Below are 19,066 nucleotides of genomic sequence, written 5' to 3' on the forward strand. Positions count from 1 at the left end.
AAGCTAATACCTCCGTTTTTTGTCTTTCATCTCTTCATGGAACTGTACATAGTGTTCGTAGCGGCTTGGAGCGATGACTCCCTCGGCGGCGGCTTCCCGTACTTTGCAGCCCGGCTCGTGAAGATGGCTGCAGCCCCGGAATTTGCATGCATCCGCGTAGTCGTGAAACTCCCGGAAGCAGGAGGACAGTTCTTCAATGCCGAGTTCCAAAAAATCAAGCTGGCTAAACCCCGGCGTATCCGCCACATAGCCCCCGTTTTCAAGCTCGATCAACTCCACATGCCGCGTGGTGTGCCGGCCGCGGCCCAGCTTCATACTGATCTCGCTCGTTTCCAAGGTGAGCCCTGGAAGCATGGCGTTCAGCAAGGAGGACTTGCCTACGCCGGATTGGCCCGAGAACACGCTGATTTCCCCGGCAAGGCGGGATTTGACCTCCTCCGTGCCAAGGCCGGTCCGCGAGCTTGTAATCAGAACCTCGTAGCCGATTTGACGGTACATTTCCTGTACCTTCAACGTTAGGTCCCGGGTGCTGCCGTCATCCGCCTCCTCCAGCAAATCTTCCTTGGTGAGGCAGATCAGCGTCTTGAGTCCGGCATGCTCGATATGGACCAGGAACTTGTCCAGCAATTGCAGATTCAGATCCGGCTCCTTCAACGAAAAAAGCAGCACGGCCAGCTTCGCATTCGCCACCGGAGGGCGGATCAGCTCGGTTTCACGGGGCAAAATCTGATCGACCGTCCCTTCGCCGTTTTCGGTAGGCGCATATACAACCCGGTCGCCTACCAGCGGGGACAAGCCCTTTTTCTTGAAAATGCCCCGCCCGCGGCACTGGATCGTCTCACCGGGAGCCGCGGCGTCGGGCTTCACATAGTAATATCCGCTTAATGCCTTTACAATCAAGCCTTCAGGCATATAGGCAGGCCTCACTTTCGCGTCGATCTTCCTTATTTGTTTTTATTGCCGTTGCCATTACCTTTACCATTTTCATTACCTCTTCCGTTTGCTTTGCCGTTTTTCTTTTCAGCTTTGGCCAAGGAATTGGCTTGAATCATGCCGGTATTCGGAATCTCGTCCATCGGCTCCTCATAATTGGACGGCTCCTCCGTCTGCTCGCTTCCCGGAAGCGGCAGAAGCGGCACCGTTCCCTGTTTGGCATCGATATAAGAGATCGGATAAGCTTCCAGGTACGCCCCGTCACGGTATACCTTGACCACGCCGTCCTTGTTCGGAGCGAGGATCATGTTCACCGACAGGTACTGCGGTTTCCCTACTTTCGTGGTCCCCATATCCTGATTCTCTCCCCGGGCATCCTCGACGATCAGCCCGATCTTGCTCATCTGGCCTTCGGCGGCGGGAGCGACCGGCACCTCAAAGGTATATTCGATCGCTTCAGGCGGGTAGCCCGAGCTGATGAACAGCGTCACTTCTTTGCCAGGCTCGACTTTTTCGTTGGGATTATACGGCCATTGCTCCACCACTTTACCGGCGGCGATTTCGTAGCTCGGCTTCTCCTTGATCCCGTCTTTCGCCAGTACAAGACCTAGCTTCTTCAGATCCGCTTCCGCCTGCTCCCGCGTCATATTCACGAGATTCGGCATAACCACCTCTTCGGGTCCCGTGCTGACCCTAAGCACGATACTAACCGCCTCGGGGTCGAAATCGGCGTCGGCATCCGGGCTTTGACCGAATACCTTGCCGGCTTCCATCTCGTTGTCGGGCTCCTCTTTTTTGTCGATCCGGTCTTCGTCGACGCCAAGGGCGATGAGCTGCTCGACCGCCTCCTCGTAAGTGCTGCCCGAAAGTGAAGGCATTTTCTTCGTTTCGATCGGCTTGGTTGTACTTACCGTGAAATCGAGGATGGAGCCCTGCTTCACCATGGTTCCTTCGGGCTTGCTCTGTTCGTAGACGATTCCTTCGTCTACCCCTTCCTTGTATTCCCGTTTTATCGTACCGACCGTCAGCCCCTCCTTGGTCAGGAGGTCGGTCGCATCCTGTTCAGACATATTCAATATGCTAGGCACCTTGACATCGGCAACGGTCACCAATTTGTTCACATACCAAGCAACGCCAAGCATGGCAATAAGTAAAATGACAGTAAGACTAATCCACAAGATGGCTTTTTTCTTGTCGGCGGTTTTCTTGGCGGCATTTTGGCTCTTCTCCGGAGCCTGAGCGTCCCGTGATCGCTTCGTCCCGCCGGCAGCCGACGCGCTTTGCGGTTTAATCGCCGGCACAATCCGCGTGCTGTCCTCGTCCTCCTCGTCGGAGAACGAAAGCTTGGATTCCAGCCGTCTCTCCGGAAGCAGGCAGGTCTCCAGATCGCGCAGCATCTCTTTGGCCGATTGGTACCGCTCAGCGGGGCTTTTGCGCATGGATTTTAGAATAATATTTTCCACGCTCTGCGGAATCATCGGATTGACGGCACGGGGCTCGTCAAAATGCTCCTGGAGGTGCTTCAGCGCAACGCTGATCGGACTCTCCCCCAGAAAAGGAAGGCGGCCCGTAAGCATTTGATAGAGCACGATCCCTAGCGAATACAAATCCGACTTTTCCCCCGTGGCAACGCCTTTGGCATGCTCCGGCGAGAAGTAGTGCACGGAACCCACAACCGATCCCGTCTGGGTGATGGTGGCCGAGGTCACCGCGCGGGCGATCCCGAAATCCGTTACCTTTACGCGCCCGTTTTTGCCGATCAAAATGTTATGAGGTTTAATATCCCGGTGAATGATTTGGTTCTGATGGGCATGATCCAGCGCATCCGCGATTTGCGAAGCGATTCGGACGGCTTCTTCCACTTGCAGAGGCGCCCGTTCCTTGATGATCTCGTTTAAGTTCTGGCCCTCCACGTATTCCATAACGATGTAATGGACATCTTCTTCCTGCCCTACATCATATACGCTGACGATATTCGGATGGGATAAAGACGCGGCCGATTGGGCCTCCCGGCGAAAGCGTCGAATGAATTCCTCGTCATTCACAAATTGCTGTCGCAGCACTTTTATGGCCACGAACCGGTTTAACAGGATATCCTGCGCCTTGTAGACCAAGGCCATCCCGCCGCCCCCGACCCGTTCGATTATCTGGTAACGACCGCCCAATTCGTGTCCGATCATGTGTTCCACTCCTTTACGCTTAACCCGTCTTCTCCGGAATGCTCCAGCAAAGCCACGGTGATGTTATCGTCGCCTCCGGCGATCAAAGCAAGCCGCAGCAAACGGTCGGCGCGGTCGTTCAACTCGAGATCCGCAGCTCCGAGCGTTCGGGTCATCTGTTCCAGGGTTACATAATTGCTGAGCCCGTCGCTGCAGAGAAGCAATATCTCGCCCTGCTCCAAAGAAACGGGGTACAGGTCGACAGCTACTTCCGGATCGGTTCCCAAAGCCCGGGTTACCACATTTCTATGCGGATGGACATGGGCCTCCTGCTCGCTGATTTGTTTGGTTTTGAGCAGTTCGTTGACCAGGGAATGATCCTCGGTAAGCTGCACCAGCTCGCCCCGGCTGAATTTGTACACCCGGCTGTCGCCGATATGTCCGATTCGGCCTTCGTTGTCGGCGAGAAGCACCGCGACCACCGTCGTACCCATATTGCGGTATTCTTCGTGTTCCGAAGACTCCCGGTATACGACTTCGTTCGCGTGCAGAATCGCCCGCTTCAAACTCTCACCGCATTCCTCGGCAGACAGGCCGGAGGGGAGCTGATGCAAATCCTCGACGATGGTATCCACCGCCAGCTTGCTCGCTCTGTCCCCGGCTTGATGTCCGCCCATCCCGTCGGCCACAATGGCTAACGTATACCCCTGTTCCAAACGGGCAACCCAGGAGCTGTCTTCATTGACCGAGCGTACCCGCCCGATGTCACTCACAAAAACGGTCTTTATCAAATTTGATCACCTCGCACCAGACTCCATATGCTTCGCCCGCAGTTGTCCGCAGGCCGCCGCAATATCATGGCCTTGCTCCCGGCGGATCGTGACGTTGACGCCTTTTTCCGCCAAAATGCGTTGAAACTGGAAGATGTCGTTTCTTGATGTTCGGACATATTTACGTTCCGGCACATGATTGACCGGAATCAAGTTGACGTGACAGAGCATGTTCTTAAGAACGCCCGCCAATTCTTCCGCATGTTCCGGGCGGTCATTGACGCCGCCGATCAAGGCGTACTCAAAGGTAACTCTGCGTCCAGTTTTGGCGATATAGTAGCGCAGCGCCTCCATGACATCGTCGAACGGAAAGCGGCGGTTGACCGGCATTAGCTTGGACCGCAGCGCATCGTTCGGCGCGTGGATCGAAATGGCCAAATTGATCTGCGTATCCTCATCGGCAAATTTATATATATTCGGGACGATCCCGCTCGTTGATACAGTAATATGCCGTTGGCCGATGTTCAAGCCCTTTTCGTGGATCATGATCCGCAAAAATTTCATCGTGGCTTCGTAATTTTCAAACGGCTCGCCCGTGCCCATGATCACGATGCTGCTAACCCGTTCGCCGCGGGAATCGAGAATTTTTTGGGCTTGGACAACCTGGGCCACGATTTCTCCGGCCGTAAGGTTTCGTTTGAGCCCTCCCAAGGTGGAGGCGCAGAACGTGCAGCCGACTTTGCAGCCCACCTGCGTAGTTACGCAGATGCTGTTGCCGTAATTATGTTTCATAATAACCGTCTCAATCGCATGGTCGTCGTGCAACCCGAACAAGAATTTAACGGTTCCGTCCTTCGATTCGTATTTCGTGATTTCGTTGAGCGTCACAAACGCAAACTGTTCGTCCAGTTTTTGACGGAGCCCTTTGGACAGATTGGTCATTTCATCAAAAGAATTAACCCGCTTCACGTAAAGCCAATCAAAAATCTGGCCGCCGCGAAAAGCCGGCTCCCCCTGGGCTACAGCCCACTCCTGCAGTTCTTCCAAGCTGTAATCGTATATAAAAGGTTTCATTCTCACACACCTATTCGTTTAAATTTATATGGGTTTTGCCCTACTCATTCTTCCTATTTTAGCATAGATCGCGATGACACTAAAGAGCATGCGTTTTTCCAGGCTTCAGCCCCTCTGGTTCCTTTCCCGACAAGAGCAAAAAGGCCGGGGTGCCCAGCCGCAAAACCTTCACCCCGACCTTGCCCTTCGGCAAGAGGTTCACTTGTATTTTCCGTCTCCGCCGGCTTTTAATGCGTAACCAGAGAACGAAAATCGTCCCGGCTGGAACGGCCGGCGTCATAGAACACAACATCCCCGTCTAAGAAGGTGAACCTCCGGCCGTAGGGATCCGTTCCCCATCGCTCAAAGCCTTCCATGTCAAACCATTGATTCATCATCGGGGCATGCACATATTGCAGGTGCGGGGTGCCCGATTCTCCGTTTCGGACCGTCTCCACCCGGAAGTTGACAACGATATATCCATCCCTTAAAAAAATCGGCGACCGCTCCGTCAGCCCGTTGTGAGTCCTCCCGTATTCAGCGACATTCGTTCCCGCCGGGACGGCATAAACATCGGCGGGCAGGCTGTATTCGCCATACCATTTCTGTATGGAGGCATTGGCCCTAGCCGGATTTACCCCACTAGGGATGCCGCCTTTGGGCCCGATGAACGTTCGAATCCGGGAATTTAACTCCAGCAGACTCAACCGGCCGACAGGCGTTTTTTGGCGCGCTATTTTTTCGATATAGGTGTGCACATATTGGCTTCTGCTAATCCCCGCGATCTGGTCGAACGAATAATCGTGATCGTACTTATACAAGGCCGTATCGGTCAGTTCTTCGACGGGAACATGGCGCAGCCGCTCGTTCAAAATCACATAGCGCTGCACCCGGTCACCGGCCGACCCGATTTTAACATAGCTTCGCCGGCCCGCATGGTAGTATAGATCCACCGGTACCCTCGCTCCATCCTTGGCGCTGATAAAATAAAACGACGGCGTAATCCGGATAGAATCCCGCAGCCCAAACATATTCCCTTTCGTCTTAAGATCAAACTTAAAATGGTATCCGGTTTTGACGACCGCATTCCGGTAAAGCGGATGGCTCCCCGGCCGGATAGGCAGCGTAAAAGGCGCCCGGTTTCCCCGTTCATCCCCGTCGATCCCCTTCAATCCAACCCAATAGGCGGCCCCTGTAGGCGATGAACTGCCGGGAGAAGTACGAAAAACCGACTCCCAATTGTAATCGGCAATGTCCGTGACCCGAAAGTCGTACACTCGCCCGATCACGTCAACCGGCACAGCGGCATAAGCAATATGGTGATTCAAGTCCAAATTGGCGTTCCTCTGACGCGTGGCCCCGCCCGGAGCGTTGTGGGCGACCGTCATGAATTCGACCTCGTAATATCCTTCATCCACCCAAACGGGCAGATCGAACAAAAAAGACTCCCGGGCCTTATCCACCTCAATCCAGGTGTTTTTCGGATAAAAGACCGTTCGGTCGGCATTGTAAACGTCGAAGGGAAAGCGCACCTGTTTGCTCCCGATATATTTAAGGTAATTATTGTAACCGTATCTCTTATAGTTGTTGTGCTGCCCGCGGTTCGGCATCTCCACCGTAAAAGGCCTGTCCAAAATAACCGCGGACCGCCCCCGCGCAGGACTGGTTTTCTGATTGTGGGCCTGATCGTCCGAAACGTCCGGATACATCACCACAGGGGTATGCACCGTCACAGGGTTGATTCCATAGATAGGATAGTTCACATCGGCTCCGCCGTTGATGTTGCCGCTCATCAGAGAGTAATAAATCGCCCCGGTACTTGGTTGATCCGCCCGGTTGATTTTGCTCGTCGGGATAACGTTGCCCGGGGAATACAGCACATTCTCGTTGATTTGAGCGGCCTCGGGGATGTTCCCCGGCGTCGGACCGGACTGTTCGGTCGAAGATCCGTTCATAATCGTTCCGCCGTTAAAAGAGAACGAATCATTCCTCACCTTCACCTTCTGAACGGCGGACTCCGCATAGGACTTCAGATTCTCCGTCGGTACACCGGGCCGAGAGCGGCCGCCCGAAATACTCCTGGACGGGGCCTCCACGCTGTCAGGCGGGGTGGGAGCCTCGAACCCGCCGGTTTTAGAGGTGGCAAAGCCGGGAGGTTGATATCCCGTAGGCCGGATTCGAATGCCGCCTCCTTCAAAAGCGTAATTCCAAAGCGCGGCCTCGCTGATCTCATAGACCTCCAGATTGTCGATAACCCAAAAGGAATAAGGCCTCTCAATCGTATAATCGTAAGACCTCTCTTCGGTATCCGACTGCGGATCCGGGGCGGTGTACGTGGATCCGTCCGGCCTGGTCACCGTTTTCCCCGGGTCCCAAGAAAGCTGGTACGTCCGGTTGACCGTAACGGGGAAAGTGCATTTCCCGCTCATCTCGACAAACCTGTTTTGGGATAAATAGCCCTTGGCGCGCACATTTCCATATAGACTTTCCGTCGTCGGGATGCCGTCGGAAACCTCAAACCCTTCGCTCCCGCGCGAATCCGCTTTAATTACCCCGGAAGGATCCGGTGAATTCAGAGGGGATTCTATAACTTTTCCGGGGGCGGGAACCGTACAGCCGCCCGATGGGGGGAGACCATTAGGAGTGTAGTAGAAATAGATATAGTATGTCGGGAAACTTCCGTCATAAATAAATTGCTGAGGATCGCCTTTACTTATAGCCCCACCAGAGGGTACTGAGACTGTGCTCTTTTTATATCCTTCATACTTATAATCTAATGTTTCAGGACTATGGAAGTATTGGTAGCGCTGATCTTTAACTAGCTTCTCGTTTCGATCTCGAAAGCCATCTACTCCATCAAGAGATTGGCCGGTAGTAGTAAAATGTTTTATCACTGCATTACCCTGCTGTGGTTCCAGTTCAATCGTCAACATAGTTGGAAAATAATATCTATACCCGACAACTCCAGGCCCCAGTTCCGCCGGAGATTCATTAGAAACATCCTTTGAAATATTCCCGCTCAAAGTTGTAGTCAATGAACCGTTAACATTAACCCGAAAATTTACAGTGCTAGTTCCCAATCCATTTACAGTTCCGTTTAAGGATGATGAAAAACTAGTACTTATATAATCGGCAACTCTCCCCCATAAAAAATCAGGATTAGCGGAAGTATATCTGGATGTATTCCAAATGTTTTCACCATTACTCCAATCAATGGGATTATGAAAGCCCCTGACTTCAACTTTCTTTATCCTTCTATTAGGAAAATCAAATGAATAGTCAAAAGATATTCTCACAAAGTCACCGGGTTTTCCTTCTTTAGTCCAAGTAGTTCCGTGCCATATATCATATGAGAATAATGCTACAAAGTAATAAACATTGGGATTTGTAGTATCCTGTGTAACAGGCAGACTACTAGACTCAATTTGGTTTGGATAGAAGTGTGAAACAAGTAGGATAAAAATTAAGACTAACAAGAAAGAAAATATAAAGCGAACCCTCATGAAATTATCTCCTTATACACAAAAGGGCATTTAATCATTACAATCGAATCTACAGGCTCCCGTAAATAAATATACTCAACATCTTGCAGTTTGTAGTTCTTGTAATTTGGATCATTAAACATGTCATTACCATTTACAATAGGATAACTCGAAGTTGTGGTTCCATCTTGGTTCTTAATTAATAGCCCCTTACGTTCTTGCCTTTGCCTTGGCTGTGAGTTCTCACTCAACAAGTACGTAGTAAAACCATTAAAGGAAGCACGAATTTGTATCCCCTCAACATCCCCTTGTTTGATCGGCCATATGTCATAAATAGTTAATGTATCATTTATTTTTAAGGGCAATTGAAAATATGTAATAACTCTGGCATCAGAATATTCGGTTCCTTCAACATCTTTCAGTAAAACATCAAAATTTTGAAAATACTTCTTGTATGGCTCTAGTGGCTCTTTCTTTACTACGTCTTCCAATCTAGGAATTACTCTGTCACCAACCCAGACCCAATTACCGATAGGATCCCAAAGCACATTTTCTCCTAAATACTCACTTATAAAACGAAGGGGTACATAAATGCGCCCCTTAATAGCTCTTGCCTGTGATTCCATTGTTACCATAGCACTATTAATGGACGCGATCTTGCTACCTAATTCAAATTTAATTTTTCTATCTTCCTTTTCATAAAGGATAGTGTTTTCCTTAAACTCAACCTTTGCCCCAAGCTCCTCTCCTATTCCACGAAGTGGAACCAGGACTCGATCATTTTCCGATATAGGGTCACCACCATGAAAAACAACCTTTTTACCATTTACCAAAACTGCTAATTGGGGACCTCCGACAATTGGCTTCGCTCCACTGACAATTTGAGTCATGTAACTCTCATTAAGCGAATATACCAAAGAAAAACAGATGAACCATTTAAACATTCTTCGCATCTTCAACATATCCCCCACCTTTTCGTTCATTTCGATCTCATTTGCGCATTAATAAATCACACCACTACCACCCCCCTTGAATGTTACACATTTGAAAATAAAAGGGAATCTGAGAAAAATAAAAAACACACCTTTATGTATCGCATTGCGATTCTAAAGGTGTGCTTCACCAATTCCATTATATACCAACCCTTACGTGCCGTAAATGGCTAGTTCCATCGAACTACTCCTGAGAACAGAACATCCCCATCCGTAGAAACTTTTGCAATCCGAGAGCAGTCACATGTTCAACTCCAAAAGATGCAAATCTGCAGGTGCTTTTAGCAATGTTACGTAAAATCACAGACGTTGCCACCAACCCTACAGATGCTGCGCATTTAAGACTTTTTCGCCTCGGCAAAGCGGGCTGACCCGGCGCCTCGCATAACCGCCCGCGGAAATAGCGGCCAAAAAGGCCGCTATTTCGGCCCAATTTGGCTTCAAGGGGGAAATAGCGGTCAAAAAAGGCCTTATTTTCCTGTTGAGGGCACCGAAATCGGGGGTTGGCCCGTTTTTTCCAAAAATAAGGCCCCAAAATGCCGCTATTTCACACCGGCAAGCCAAATTCGACAAAATAGCGCCGCAAAAGGCCTTTATTTCCCTTCTCCCTCTGTCCGGCTTTCAATGGATAGAACCGCCCAGCCAAAAAAATAATCTGTTGGCCTCGAGTTGTACGAGTCTGAGCATGCTAAACACGCTTAACATGTTTATCCCGAAAGGAAAAACCGTTAACTTAACAGGGGGGATTTCCCCCGTTAACAAGCGGACAATACAATCAGATCACGCTCGTATTCACGCCATCTTAATGGCGCTTCACCAACCGCGCGATGTAAAAACCGTCCGAATGCGCATCCTGCGGCAAAATTTGCAGGCCCACGGAGCTGCGGGCTTCCGCTCCTGCTAAAGCTCGTCCCCCGTCCGGCTGCTCTTCGTCCAGTACGAATTCCGGATGACGGTCCAGGAAGCCCCGCACCATGTCCTCGTTCTCCGCCTTTTCGATCGTACAGGTGCTGTAAACCAGCACGCCGCCGGGCTTGACAAGCCCGCAGACGGCATCGAGCAGCTGCCGCTGAACGCCGGCAATCTCGTTAATGTCCCCGGGAGTCTTCGCCCATTTCAAATCAGGCTTGCGGCGAATGACTCCCAGACCCGAGCAAGGAGCGTCCAACAGTAGCCGGTCAAAAGACCCCGGAGCGAACTGATCCGCGAGCTTCATCGCATCCCCGGTCACGGTCCGCACGTTGCCGAGGCCGAGCCGCTGGGCATGCTCCTCGATCAGCTTGGCTTTGTGGGGGTGAATGTCGTTGGAGACGACCTCCCCTTTGCCCTCCATAAGCTCGGCCATGTGGCAGGTTTTGCCCCCCGGAGCGGCGCAGCAGTCGAGCACGGACATGCCGGGCTCCGGCCGGACCGTCCGCCCCACCAGCATGGAGCTTTCATCCTGAACGGACAGCAGGCCCTCCCGGTACCATGGGGTCAGTGCCATATTTCCTCCGCTGCGGACGAGGATGCCGTCCGGCGACAGCCCGGAGGGAACCGCCTCGACCCCCGCCTCCTGCATCCGTTCCAGCAGCGCCTCCCGGCTGATTCTGGCCCGGTTGACCCGGACGCTGACCGCGGGAGCCTCATTGTTGGCCCGGCAGATCGCCTCCGCCGCAGCTTCTCCGTATTGTTCCACCCACCGGGCGACAAGCCATTCCGGATGGGAGTGCTCCAGGGCGATCCTTTCCACCGGAGGCAGATCCTTCGGCAGCGTCAACTCGCTTTTGCGCCGCAGCACATTCCGCAGCACGCCGTTCACCATCCCGGAGATTCCCTGATGCCCGCGGCGCTTGGCGATGTTCACCGCCTCGTTCACGGCCGCATGCGGAGGGATCCGGTCCAAATAATAAATCTGGTAGAAACTGAGCCGGAGCAAGTTGCGAACCCACGGCTGCAGCTTGGCCAGTCCCTTGGTAACAAACGATGCCAAAAAATAATCGATCGTGTTCAACCGGGAAATCGTCCCGTAGACGAGTTCCGTAGCCAGACCCACGTCCGCGCCGGTGAGGCCCGACTTTTGAATCGCGCCGTTAAGAAGCAGATTGCTGTATGCTCCTTCCTGTTCCACCGCCGTTAAAACCTGAAGCGCCGTATCCCGAGCCGAAGCGCCGCCGGCCTTTCCCCGGCCCTTTCCGCGATTTCCGCCTTCGGCCGCGCTCATCCGAGCACCGTCCCTTTACTCATCACGCCGCCGCGGATAAACTCGGAAGCATCCATCGCCTTCTTGCCGGCGGGCTGAACCCGGGTGAGCAGCACCGAGCCGTCGCCCGTCTGCACTTCAATTCCGGCAGGAGACAAATTAAGCACCGTCCCCGGAGCTTGTCCGGGAGCGCCCACCGAACTCACGCCAGGCTTCGCGACCGCCCATACCTTGAAGACTTCGCCGTTCCAGGTCGTAAACCCGCCCGAAAAGGGCACCAGTCCGCGCACCCGGTTGAAAATCTCGCGGGAAGTCGCATGCCAATCGATTTTTTCGTCCTCCCGGGTCAAGTTCGGGGCATAGGTGGACTCTTCGTCGTTTTGCGGAATCCGCTCCGCCGTTCCGTCCAGGATCATCGGCAGCTGCCGGATCAGCAGCTCGGCCCCGACCACGCTCAGCTTCTCGAAGATCGTTCCGGCCGTATCCTCATCTTCAATCGGCACAACCGTTTTGGCGATCATATCCCCGGTGTCCAGGCCCTCGGCCATATACATCAGCGTCACCCCGGTCTCCTTCTCGCCGTTGATAATCGAACGCTGAATCGGCGCCCCCCCGCGGTATTTCGGCAAAAGCGAGCCATGCACATTCAGACAGCCATACTTCGGCAGATCCAGAACCGATTTGGGCAAAATCTGCCCGTAAGCCGCCGTAACGATCAGGTCGGGCTTCAGCGAGGCGAGCTCCTCGACCGCTTCCGGAGCGCGCAGACGCTGCGGCTGCATCACGGGGAGGCCGTGCCGAAGCGCCGCCTCTTTGACCGGTGTGGGGGTCAGCACTTTTTTTCGACCTTGCGGACGATCCGGCTGGGTAACTACCCCCACTACACGGTATCCCTCCTTCAGCAGCGCCTCCAACGAGGGAACCGCAAACGCGGGAGTTCCCATAAATACAATATTCACGGAAGAAGTCACTCCTTCTCTTCCCCCTCGGGGGTAATTTCATAGACTCGCTCGGCGATATCCGTATACAGCACGCCGTTCAAATGGTCGATCTCATGCTGAAACGCCCGGGCAAGCAGATCGGATCCCGTATAAGTCACTTCTTTGCCGTTCCGGTCAAGCCCCTTTACGGTCACCGTTTGAGCGCGGCGGACATCCCCGCGGTATCCCGGAATGCTCAGGCAGCCTTCGGGCCCGAATTGTTCCCCTTCCTTGGACACGATCTCCGGGTTAATCAGCTCGATTAACCCGTGCTCATCCCCGACGTCCACCACGATCACCCGTTTTAATATCCCGATTTGCGGAGCGGCCAAGCCGACGCCCTCGGCTTTGTACATCGTTTCGGCCATATCGGTCAGCAATTTCTGTACGTTCGGCGTAATTTTTTTGACTTCTTTGGCGACCTGATGCAACACCTCATCGGGTTCCAATACGATAATTCTTAAAGCCATGCTGTCCACCATCCTAACTCTCGAGTTGTTTCTTCTATCATATAAAAAATATGCCCGATTTGATAATTCTACATCAGCATCTGCGGATCCACGTCAATACTGATCTGGAGCGACGCGTCCCGCAGCTGGTCGAGCGTTTCCGCCGACGTCTCCCGGACCAAACGCACCGCGTCAAGCGCCCCGCGGTATTTCACCATGCATTGGAACCGATAGCGGTTCTTGATGCGCGGGATCGGCGAGGCGACGGGACCGAGAATGTCAAGCGCCTCGGCCGCGAACCGTTCGAGATTGCCGTACCACCCCAGCCGCTGGGCTTTATGCCGCAAATCGCCGGCAAAATTCTCGGCCATCCGCAGCAGCACCGGCAGCTTTTCATGGGACAGCGTAACAAGGATCAACCGGCTGTACGGCGGATAATGCATCGCCTTCCGGTGGTTCAACTCCTCGCGGACGAACGAAGCGTAATCATGGGCGCTCGCATGCACGATGGAGTAATGATCCGGGATATAAGTCTGAATAAACACCTCCCCGGGCAGCTGATGCCGCCCGGCGCGTCCCGCCACCTGCGTCAGCAGCTGGAACGTCTTCTCCGCGGACCGGAAATCGGGAAAGTTCAGAGCCGTATCCGCGGCAATAACGCCGACCAGCGTCACCTCCGGAAAGTCGAGGCCTTTGGCGACCATCTGCGTGCCGAGCAGCACGTCTCCCTTTTTCTCGCGGAAGGCCTGCAGCAGCTTCTCGTGCGAGCCCTTTTCCGTCGTCGTGTCCACGTCCATCCGGATGACCCGGATGCCGGGAAACAGCTTGGCCAGCTCGCCCTCGACCCGCTGCGTCCCGGTGCCGAAGTACCGGATGTGCTCGCTGCCGCATTCCGGACAGATCGAAGGCGCGGGTGCGGCATAACCGCAATAATGGCAGCGGAGGTTATTCGACTTCTGATGGTAAGTCAGGGAAATATCGCACTCCGGGCAGCCCGCCACATAACCGCAGGATCGGCACATCACGAACGTGGAGTGGCCCCGGCGGTTCAAGAACAGCACCGTCTGCTCGCCCCGTTCCAGCCGGGCGGCGATACCCGCGTGCAGCGCCCGGCTGAACATCGACCGGTTGCCGTCCCGCAGTTCTTCGCGCATATCGACGATATGCACGCCGGGGAGCCGGCTCCCCGCGGGCCGCTGCCTCATCTCCAGCAGCAGCGGGGCGAACAGCTCGTCCGCCTGGGAACGCGCCGCATGGTAGCTTTCCAGCGACGGCGTGGCCGAGCCCAGGATGACGGCGGCGCCATACTGGCGCGCGCGGTACACAGCCACATCACGGGCGTGATATTTTGGCGTTTCCTCCTGCTTGTAGGAAGTTTCATGCTCCTCGTCCATCACGATCAGCCCCAGGTCGGCAAAAGGCGCAAACACGGCGGAACGGGCACCGATCGCCACCTGAACCCGGCCTTCGCGGATTTTCCGCCATTCATCGTATCGTTCTCCGGTGGACAAACGGCTGTGCATCACCGCCACCTTGCCGCCGAACCGCCCCTTGAAGCGCTCCACCATTTGCGGGGTGAGCGATATTTCCGGCACAAGGACGATCGCCTGGCGTCCGAGCGCGATGCAGCGCTCAATCGTCTGCAGGTAAACCTCCGTTTTACCGCTGCCGGTTACGCCATGGAGCAGAAACACTCCATAGCTCCGCGCACTCAACGCTTCGGTCACCTTGCGGTAAACCTGATCCTGCTCGGGCGTCCGCTGCAGCGGCTTCGAACCTTGAAAACGGCGGTTCTTGTAAGGATCGCGGAACACTTCCGTTTCTTCGATCACCGCGTAGCCCTTTTCCGCCAGTTTTTGCACGGTCCCGGCGGTAACCCGCAAGGTTTGGAGCACTTCTTGAAGCGATAGCGGAGCGCCGACTTCAAGCAAGAATTCAAGCACTTCCTTCTGGCGCCGGGCTTGCCCGCTGAAGGAAGCGAGCGCAGCCTCCGCAGCCTCTCCCGAAACGGCCGCGGCGACGGTTTTGATCATTTTTTTACGCACCTTGTCCTTGATCATTTGAGTTTCAGACAGCAGGCCCCGCCCGATCAAACCCTTGATCTCACCGGCTCTGCCGGGATAACGCTTGCTTAAATGCTCCATCGTTACCTGGCCCGAAGCCTTCACGTAAGCGAGAATCTCTTCCTCCTCCCCGGTGAGCAGCACAGGAAGCACAGGACTCGAAAGCCCGCCGTTCTCCCCGGGGAAAGCCGGCTCGTCCTGGTTGCCGTCCGTTTCCGGGACGGTGACGTACCGCTCCGCCTTGCCTTTCAGCGCCGCCGGTATCATGGCCTGCAAAGCGGAAATCATGCTGCAGGCATACTTGCGGCTCATCCATTCGGCCAGCTTCACGAGATCCTGCGGCAGCGGCGGCATCAGATCGAGCAGCTCCTGGATCGGCTTCAGGCGCTTCGGGTCCATCTCCGTGTCCTCATGCAGCGATAACACGAACCCCTGTACCGTCCGCCGTCCAAAAGGAACGCCGACCCGGCTTCCGACTTCGATCCAGCCCTGCATCGCGGCCGGAATCAAATAATCAAAAGGCCGATCGGTTTCCCGGCTCGGCACATCGACAATCACTTTCGCTATACGGTAACTCATTTCGCGGCTCCAGCCAGCCTGGAAGCCGCCAGTTCCATAATGCGGAGGCCAAGCTCCTCCTTGGATAGCAGCGGAAACGAGGTCACAAGCCCGTTTGCGTCGTAGACGCTTGCGACATTGGTGTCGACCCCGAATCCCGCCCCTTCCCGGGTCACGTCGTTGGCAACCAGCAGGTCGCAATTTTTTCGCCGAAGCTTGTCCATCGCGTACTGTTCCACATCGTTCGTTTCGGCGGCAAAGCCGATGAGGAACTGCCTGGTCTTTTGCTTACCCAGCGTCTCCAAAATATCGATGTTTTTAACCAGCTCCAGCGTCATGGTTTCGCCGGTCTTTTTAAGTTTGCGATCCGCCGGCGTTTTGGGCCGGTAATCCGCAACCGCCGCCGCTTTGACCAAAATATCCGTATCGCTCCACTCGCCGAGCGCCGCTTCGTACATTTCCCGGGCCGACTCCACGGACAAGACCCGAACGCCCGCCGGCGGCGCGAGCCGCGTGTTGGCGGCGATCAGCGTAACCTCCGCGCCGAGTTCCGCAGCGGCTTTGGCCAGCGCATAACCCATTTTTCCCGACGAGTCGTTCGAGATGTAGCGAACCGGATCGATCCGTTCGATCGTCCCCCCCGCGGTCACGACGACCTTTTTACCGGCAAGAGGGAGGGCCGTCCGCTGCTCCTGACGCGCAAAGAACTGCTTCACCACGTCGACGATCGTCTCCGGCTCCTCCATCCGTCCTTTCCCCGTATAACCGCAAGCCAGCAGGCCCTCTCCGGGCTCAACCAACAGAACTCCGCGCGCGGCAAGCTCGGCCAAATTGCGCGTAACGGCCGGGTGCGCGTACATATGGATATTCATCGCCGGAGCCAGCATAATCGGCGCCTCCGTGGCCAGCAGGGTCGTGGACAGCATATCGTCGGCCAGCCCGGCGGCCATTTTGGCGATAATGTTGGCTGTAGCCGGCGCGACCAGCACCAGATCCGCCCAATCGGCCAGAGCGATGTGCGCGATGGCGCCCGAATCTTTTTCATCAAATGTATCGGTATAGACCGGATGTTTAGACAATGCCTGGAGCGTCAGTTCGGTCACGAATTTCGTCGCGGACTCCGTCATGATCACCTGGACTTCCGCCCCCTGCTGCACAAGTTTGCTGCACAGCGAAGCGGCCTTGAAAGCAGCGATCCCTCCGGTAACGCCAAGCAGAACCTTCTTTCCTTTTAACAATGTCCTTCCCCCGCTTTCTCCCAAGACTTAAAGTTCATCCGAACGAAAAAAATAACAACCTCGCGGTTGTCCTGAAGAGGTTGTTATTTTATGCCTCGACCCACGAGGTCCAGAAAATCTATTTATTTTCGTCCGGTTCCGTCGTCGGAGTTTCTTGTTTCAACCGTACGTAATCGCCGTAAATCTCCTCCAGAGCAACGCCGACCTGCTTGTGCGATTTCGGCTGTTTCAGCTCGCTCTTGGCCCCTTCTCTCAGCAATCTCGCTCTGCGGGATGCCGCTACGACCAGCGAGTATTTGCTGCCGACTTTTCCGAGCATCTTATCAATCGATGGATACAGCATTAGGAAAACACCTCTTCTTTTGGACTCAAATGCCTAATTGCAATTCTTTCGCCTTGTTCTTAACCTTACAATGTTCGGCAACGATAATGGATTCTATTCTTTTGCAAGCCAGATCGATTTCATCGTTGACGACGGCGTAGTCGTACTTCTCCAACAAGCCGATTTCGTAAGCCGCCACGGACAGCCGGTGATCGATCGTCGCCTGGCTCTCGGTCCCGCGTCCTTGGATCCGCCCCTTCAGCTCGTCAAGCGAAGGCGGAAGCAGGAACACGAAAACGCCCTCCGGAAACTTCTCCTTTACCTTGAGCGCGCCCTGAACTTCGATTTCAAGAATGATATCCTTGCCGCTCTCAAGCGTCTGCTCGACGAAGTCGCGAGGAGTACCATAGAAATTGCCCACATATTCCGCATGCTCCAGCAGTTGATCCTTCTCGATCATCTCCAGGAACTGCTCGCGGGTCTTAAAAAAGTAATTCACACCGTTCTCCTCGCCGAGGCGAGGTCCCCGCGTCGTCGCCGAAACGGAATAGACGAGCTCGGGCATGCGGCGCCGCAGCTCGGTGCATACTGTTCCTTTGCCTACACCCGAAGGTCCCGATAGTACAATGAGTAACCCTTTAGCCATTTTTCTCTCCATTTTATTCGTCGTTGTCGTCATCTTTCGCGGACAGGCGGTGCGCTACCGTTTCCGGCTGAACCGCCGACAGGATGACATGGTCGCTGTCGGTTATAATGACCGCACGCGTGCGGCGCCCGTAGGTAGCGTCAATCAGCATATGACGATCCCTTGCCTCTTGGATAATCCGCTTGATGGGAGCCGATTCCGGACTCACAATGGAAATGATCCGATTGGCGGATACGATGTTTCCGAAGCCGATGTTAATAAGTTTAATTGCCATCTAAGGTATTTCCCCCTATTTTACTTGACTCACCAGTGTCAAATGCGACGTTATTCGAGATTCGCGGCTTGCTCGCGAATTTTCTCCAGTTCCGCTTTCATTTCAACGACACGGTTGACCAGAGCCAAATGATTGGCTTTCGATCCAATCGTATTCGTTTCCCGGTTCATTTCCTGTATCAAAAAATCCAGCTTGCGCCCCACCGGTTCGGTGGAACGGAGCAGGGTCCGGCACTGTTCGAAATGACTGCCCAAGCGGGTGAGCTCTTCGTCGATATTGGACCGGTCCGCAAAAACGGCGATCTCCATGGCGAAGCGCTGCTCGTCAAAAGCGCCCTCGACCAGCTCGGTTAAACGCCCTTTGAGTTTGGTCCGGTAATCGCTCACGACCTGAGGCGCATAAGTTTTGAGCTCGGCGTGCAGCTCTTCCAGCCTGGCAAGCCGCTGCTCCAGGTCGGCCGCAAGATGCCGGCCTTCCTTACTGCGCATATCCAGCAGCCCGCCCAGCGCTTCTTCCAGACCGCCATGAAGGACGTCTTCCCAGGCTTCGCCGGTAAAGTCCCCTTCACCAAGCGGATCGGGCGGGACTAAAACGTCGGGCAGCGCGAGCAAATCTTTCGCACTGAGAGAGGCTTCCAATCCGTACTTCGTATGCAGCTCCTCCGCCGCCCGCAAGTAAGCTTCCACCCTGCCTGAATTCAGTACAAAAGGAAGGGAGCTTTCGTCATCCCGCTCCTTGCTGATATATACATCAACCCGTCCCCGCTTGACATCGCGCTGGATCCGCCGTCGAAGGCTATCCTCATAGCAAGTCCATTCCCTCGGCAACCGGAGCACGATTTCGGAGTAGCGGTGGTTGACGGACTTTATCTCAAACTGAATCATATATCCGCCGAAGACTCTGGCGGCGCTGCCGTATCCTGTCATACTGTGAGACATAGGCATCACATCCGTTATCCTATTGTA

General features: G+C 54.4%; 15 protein-coding genes. All 15 read right to left on the minus strand.

Annotated elements, in window-relative coordinates; translation table 11 throughout:
* Positions 1-3: 3 nt before the first annotated feature.
* Complete coding sequence (rsgA, locus tag LBW89_RS18735; protein WP_225039854.1) at positions 4-912, minus strand: ribosome small subunit-dependent GTPase A; 909 nt, start codon at positions 910-912, stop codon at positions 4-6.
* A 32-nt stretch (positions 913-944) separates the two neighbouring features.
* Complete coding sequence (gene pknB / locus LBW89_RS18740; protein ID WP_225039856.1) at positions 945-3,113, minus strand: Stk1 family PASTA domain-containing Ser/Thr kinase; 2,169 nt, start codon at positions 3,111-3,113, stop codon at positions 945-947.
* Entirely contained in the window at positions 3,110-3,883 is a 774-nt protein-coding gene (locus LBW89_RS18745) for a Stp1/IreP family PP2C-type Ser/Thr phosphatase (RefSeq protein WP_148451722.1), read from the minus strand. Before LBW89_RS18745 ends, pknB begins: the two co-directional genes overlap by 4 nt.
* Before the next feature lie 6 nt (positions 3,884-3,889).
* Positions 3,890-4,936, minus strand: a complete 1,047-nt coding sequence (gene rlmN / locus LBW89_RS18750) for a 23S rRNA (adenine(2503)-C(2))-methyltransferase RlmN (protein WP_148451721.1) — start codon at positions 4,934-4,936, stop codon at positions 3,890-3,892.
* Between the two features lie 227 nt (positions 4,937-5,163).
* The gene (locus tag LBW89_RS18755; RefSeq protein ID WP_318249410.1) at positions 5,164-8,418 is read right to left on the minus strand and encodes a DUF5704 domain-containing protein; all 3,255 of its coding nucleotides are present in this window, start codon (positions 8,416-8,418) and stop codon (positions 5,164-5,166) included.
* Positions 8,415-9,380, minus strand: a complete 966-nt coding sequence (locus tag LBW89_RS18760) for a copper amine oxidase N-terminal domain-containing protein (protein WP_225039860.1) — start codon at positions 9,378-9,380, stop codon at positions 8,415-8,417. The genes LBW89_RS18755 and LBW89_RS18760 overlap by 4 nt, the downstream gene beginning before the upstream one ends.
* Before the next feature lie 811 nt (positions 9,381-10,191).
* Positions 10,192-11,592, minus strand: coding sequence for a 16S rRNA (cytosine(967)-C(5))-methyltransferase RsmB (gene rsmB / locus LBW89_RS18765; protein WP_225039862.1), 1,401 nt, complete (start codon positions 11,590-11,592; stop codon positions 10,192-10,194).
* Positions 11,589-12,530 (minus strand): methionyl-tRNA formyltransferase, encoded by a 942-nt coding sequence (gene fmt / locus LBW89_RS18770; protein WP_225039863.1) that lies wholly within the window; start codon positions 12,528-12,530, stop codon positions 11,589-11,591. The genes rsmB and fmt overlap by 4 nt, the downstream gene beginning before the upstream one ends.
* An 8-nt stretch (positions 12,531-12,538) precedes the next feature.
* Entirely contained in the window at positions 12,539-13,021 is a 483-nt protein-coding gene (gene def, locus LBW89_RS18775) for a peptide deformylase (RefSeq protein ID WP_225039865.1), read from the minus strand.
* A gap of 68 nt (positions 13,022-13,089) precedes the next feature.
* Positions 13,090-15,642, minus strand: a complete 2,553-nt coding sequence (gene priA, locus LBW89_RS18780) for a primosomal protein N' (protein ID WP_225039868.1) — start codon at positions 15,640-15,642, stop codon at positions 13,090-13,092.
* Entirely contained in the window at positions 15,639-16,859 is a 1,221-nt protein-coding gene (coaBC, locus tag LBW89_RS18785) for a bifunctional phosphopantothenoylcysteine decarboxylase/phosphopantothenate--cysteine ligase CoaBC (protein WP_225039870.1), read from the minus strand. The genes priA and coaBC overlap by 4 nt, the downstream gene beginning before the upstream one ends.
* 118 nt (positions 16,860-16,977) lie before the next feature.
* Positions 16,978-17,202 (minus strand): DNA-directed RNA polymerase subunit omega, encoded by a 225-nt coding sequence (gene rpoZ, locus LBW89_RS18790; protein ID WP_148451713.1) that lies wholly within the window; start codon positions 17,200-17,202, stop codon positions 16,978-16,980.
* Between the two features lie 25 nt (positions 17,203-17,227).
* Positions 17,228-17,827, minus strand: coding sequence for a guanylate kinase (gene gmk / locus LBW89_RS18795; protein ID WP_148451712.1), 600 nt, complete (start codon positions 17,825-17,827; stop codon positions 17,228-17,230).
* 13 nt (positions 17,828-17,840) lie between these two features.
* Positions 17,841-18,101 (minus strand): extracellular matrix/biofilm regulator RemA, encoded by a 261-nt coding sequence (remA, locus tag LBW89_RS18800; protein WP_044479181.1) that lies wholly within the window; start codon positions 18,099-18,101, stop codon positions 17,841-17,843.
* A 50-nt stretch (positions 18,102-18,151) separates the two neighbouring features.
* Positions 18,152-19,039 carry a YicC/YloC family endoribonuclease gene (locus LBW89_RS18805; protein ID WP_225039872.1) on the minus strand — a complete coding sequence of 296 codons (888 nt, stop codon included), beginning with the start codon at positions 19,037-19,039 and terminating at the stop codon, positions 18,152-18,154.
* Positions 19,040-19,066 lie beyond the last annotated feature (27 nt).

The organism is Paenibacillus sp. alder61 (assembly GCF_020179875.1).
Classification (GTDB): Bacteria; Bacillota; Bacilli; order Paenibacillales; family Paenibacillaceae; genus Fontibacillus; species Fontibacillus faecis.

Coding starts and splice junctions, on each gene's coding strand:
- rsgA (WP_225039854.1), bottom strand. CDS start 912: ATGCCTGAAGGCTTGATTGTAAAGGCATTAAGCGGATATTACTATGTG.
- pknB (WP_225039856.1), bottom strand. CDS start 3,113: ATGATCGGACACGAATTGGGCGGTCGTTACCAGATAATCGAACGGGTC.
- rlmN (WP_148451721.1), bottom strand. CDS start 4,936: ATGAAACCTTTTATATACGATTACAGCTTGGAAGAACTGCAGGAGTGG.
- LBW89_RS18755 (WP_318249410.1), bottom strand. CDS start 8,418: ATGAGGGTTCGCTTTATATTTTCTTTCTTGTTAGTCTTAATTTTTATC.
- LBW89_RS18760 (WP_225039860.1), bottom strand. CDS start 9,380: ATGAACGAAAAGGTGGGGGATATGTTGAAGATGCGAAGAATGTTTAAA.
- rsmB (WP_225039862.1), bottom strand. CDS start 11,592: ATGAGCGCGGCCGAAGGCGGAAATCGCGGAAAGGGCCGGGGAAAGGCC.
- def (WP_225039865.1), bottom strand. CDS start 13,021: ATGGCTTTAAGAATTATCGTATTGGAACCCGATGAGGTGTTGCATCAG.
- priA (WP_225039868.1), bottom strand. CDS start 15,642: ATGAGTTACCGTATAGCGAAAGTGATTGTCGATGTGCCGAGCCGGGAA.
- rpoZ (WP_148451713.1), bottom strand. CDS start 17,202: ATGCTGTATCCATCGATTGATAAGATGCTCGGAAAAGTCGGCAGCAAA.
- gmk (WP_148451712.1), bottom strand. CDS start 17,827: ATGGCTAAAGGGTTACTCATTGTACTATCGGGACCTTCGGGTGTAGGC.
- remA (WP_044479181.1), bottom strand. CDS start 18,101: ATGGCAATTAAACTTATTAACATCGGCTTCGGAAACATCGTATCCGCC.
- LBW89_RS18805 (WP_225039872.1), bottom strand. CDS start 19,039: ATGTCTCACAGTATGACAGGATACGGCAGCGCCGCCAGAGTCTTCGGC.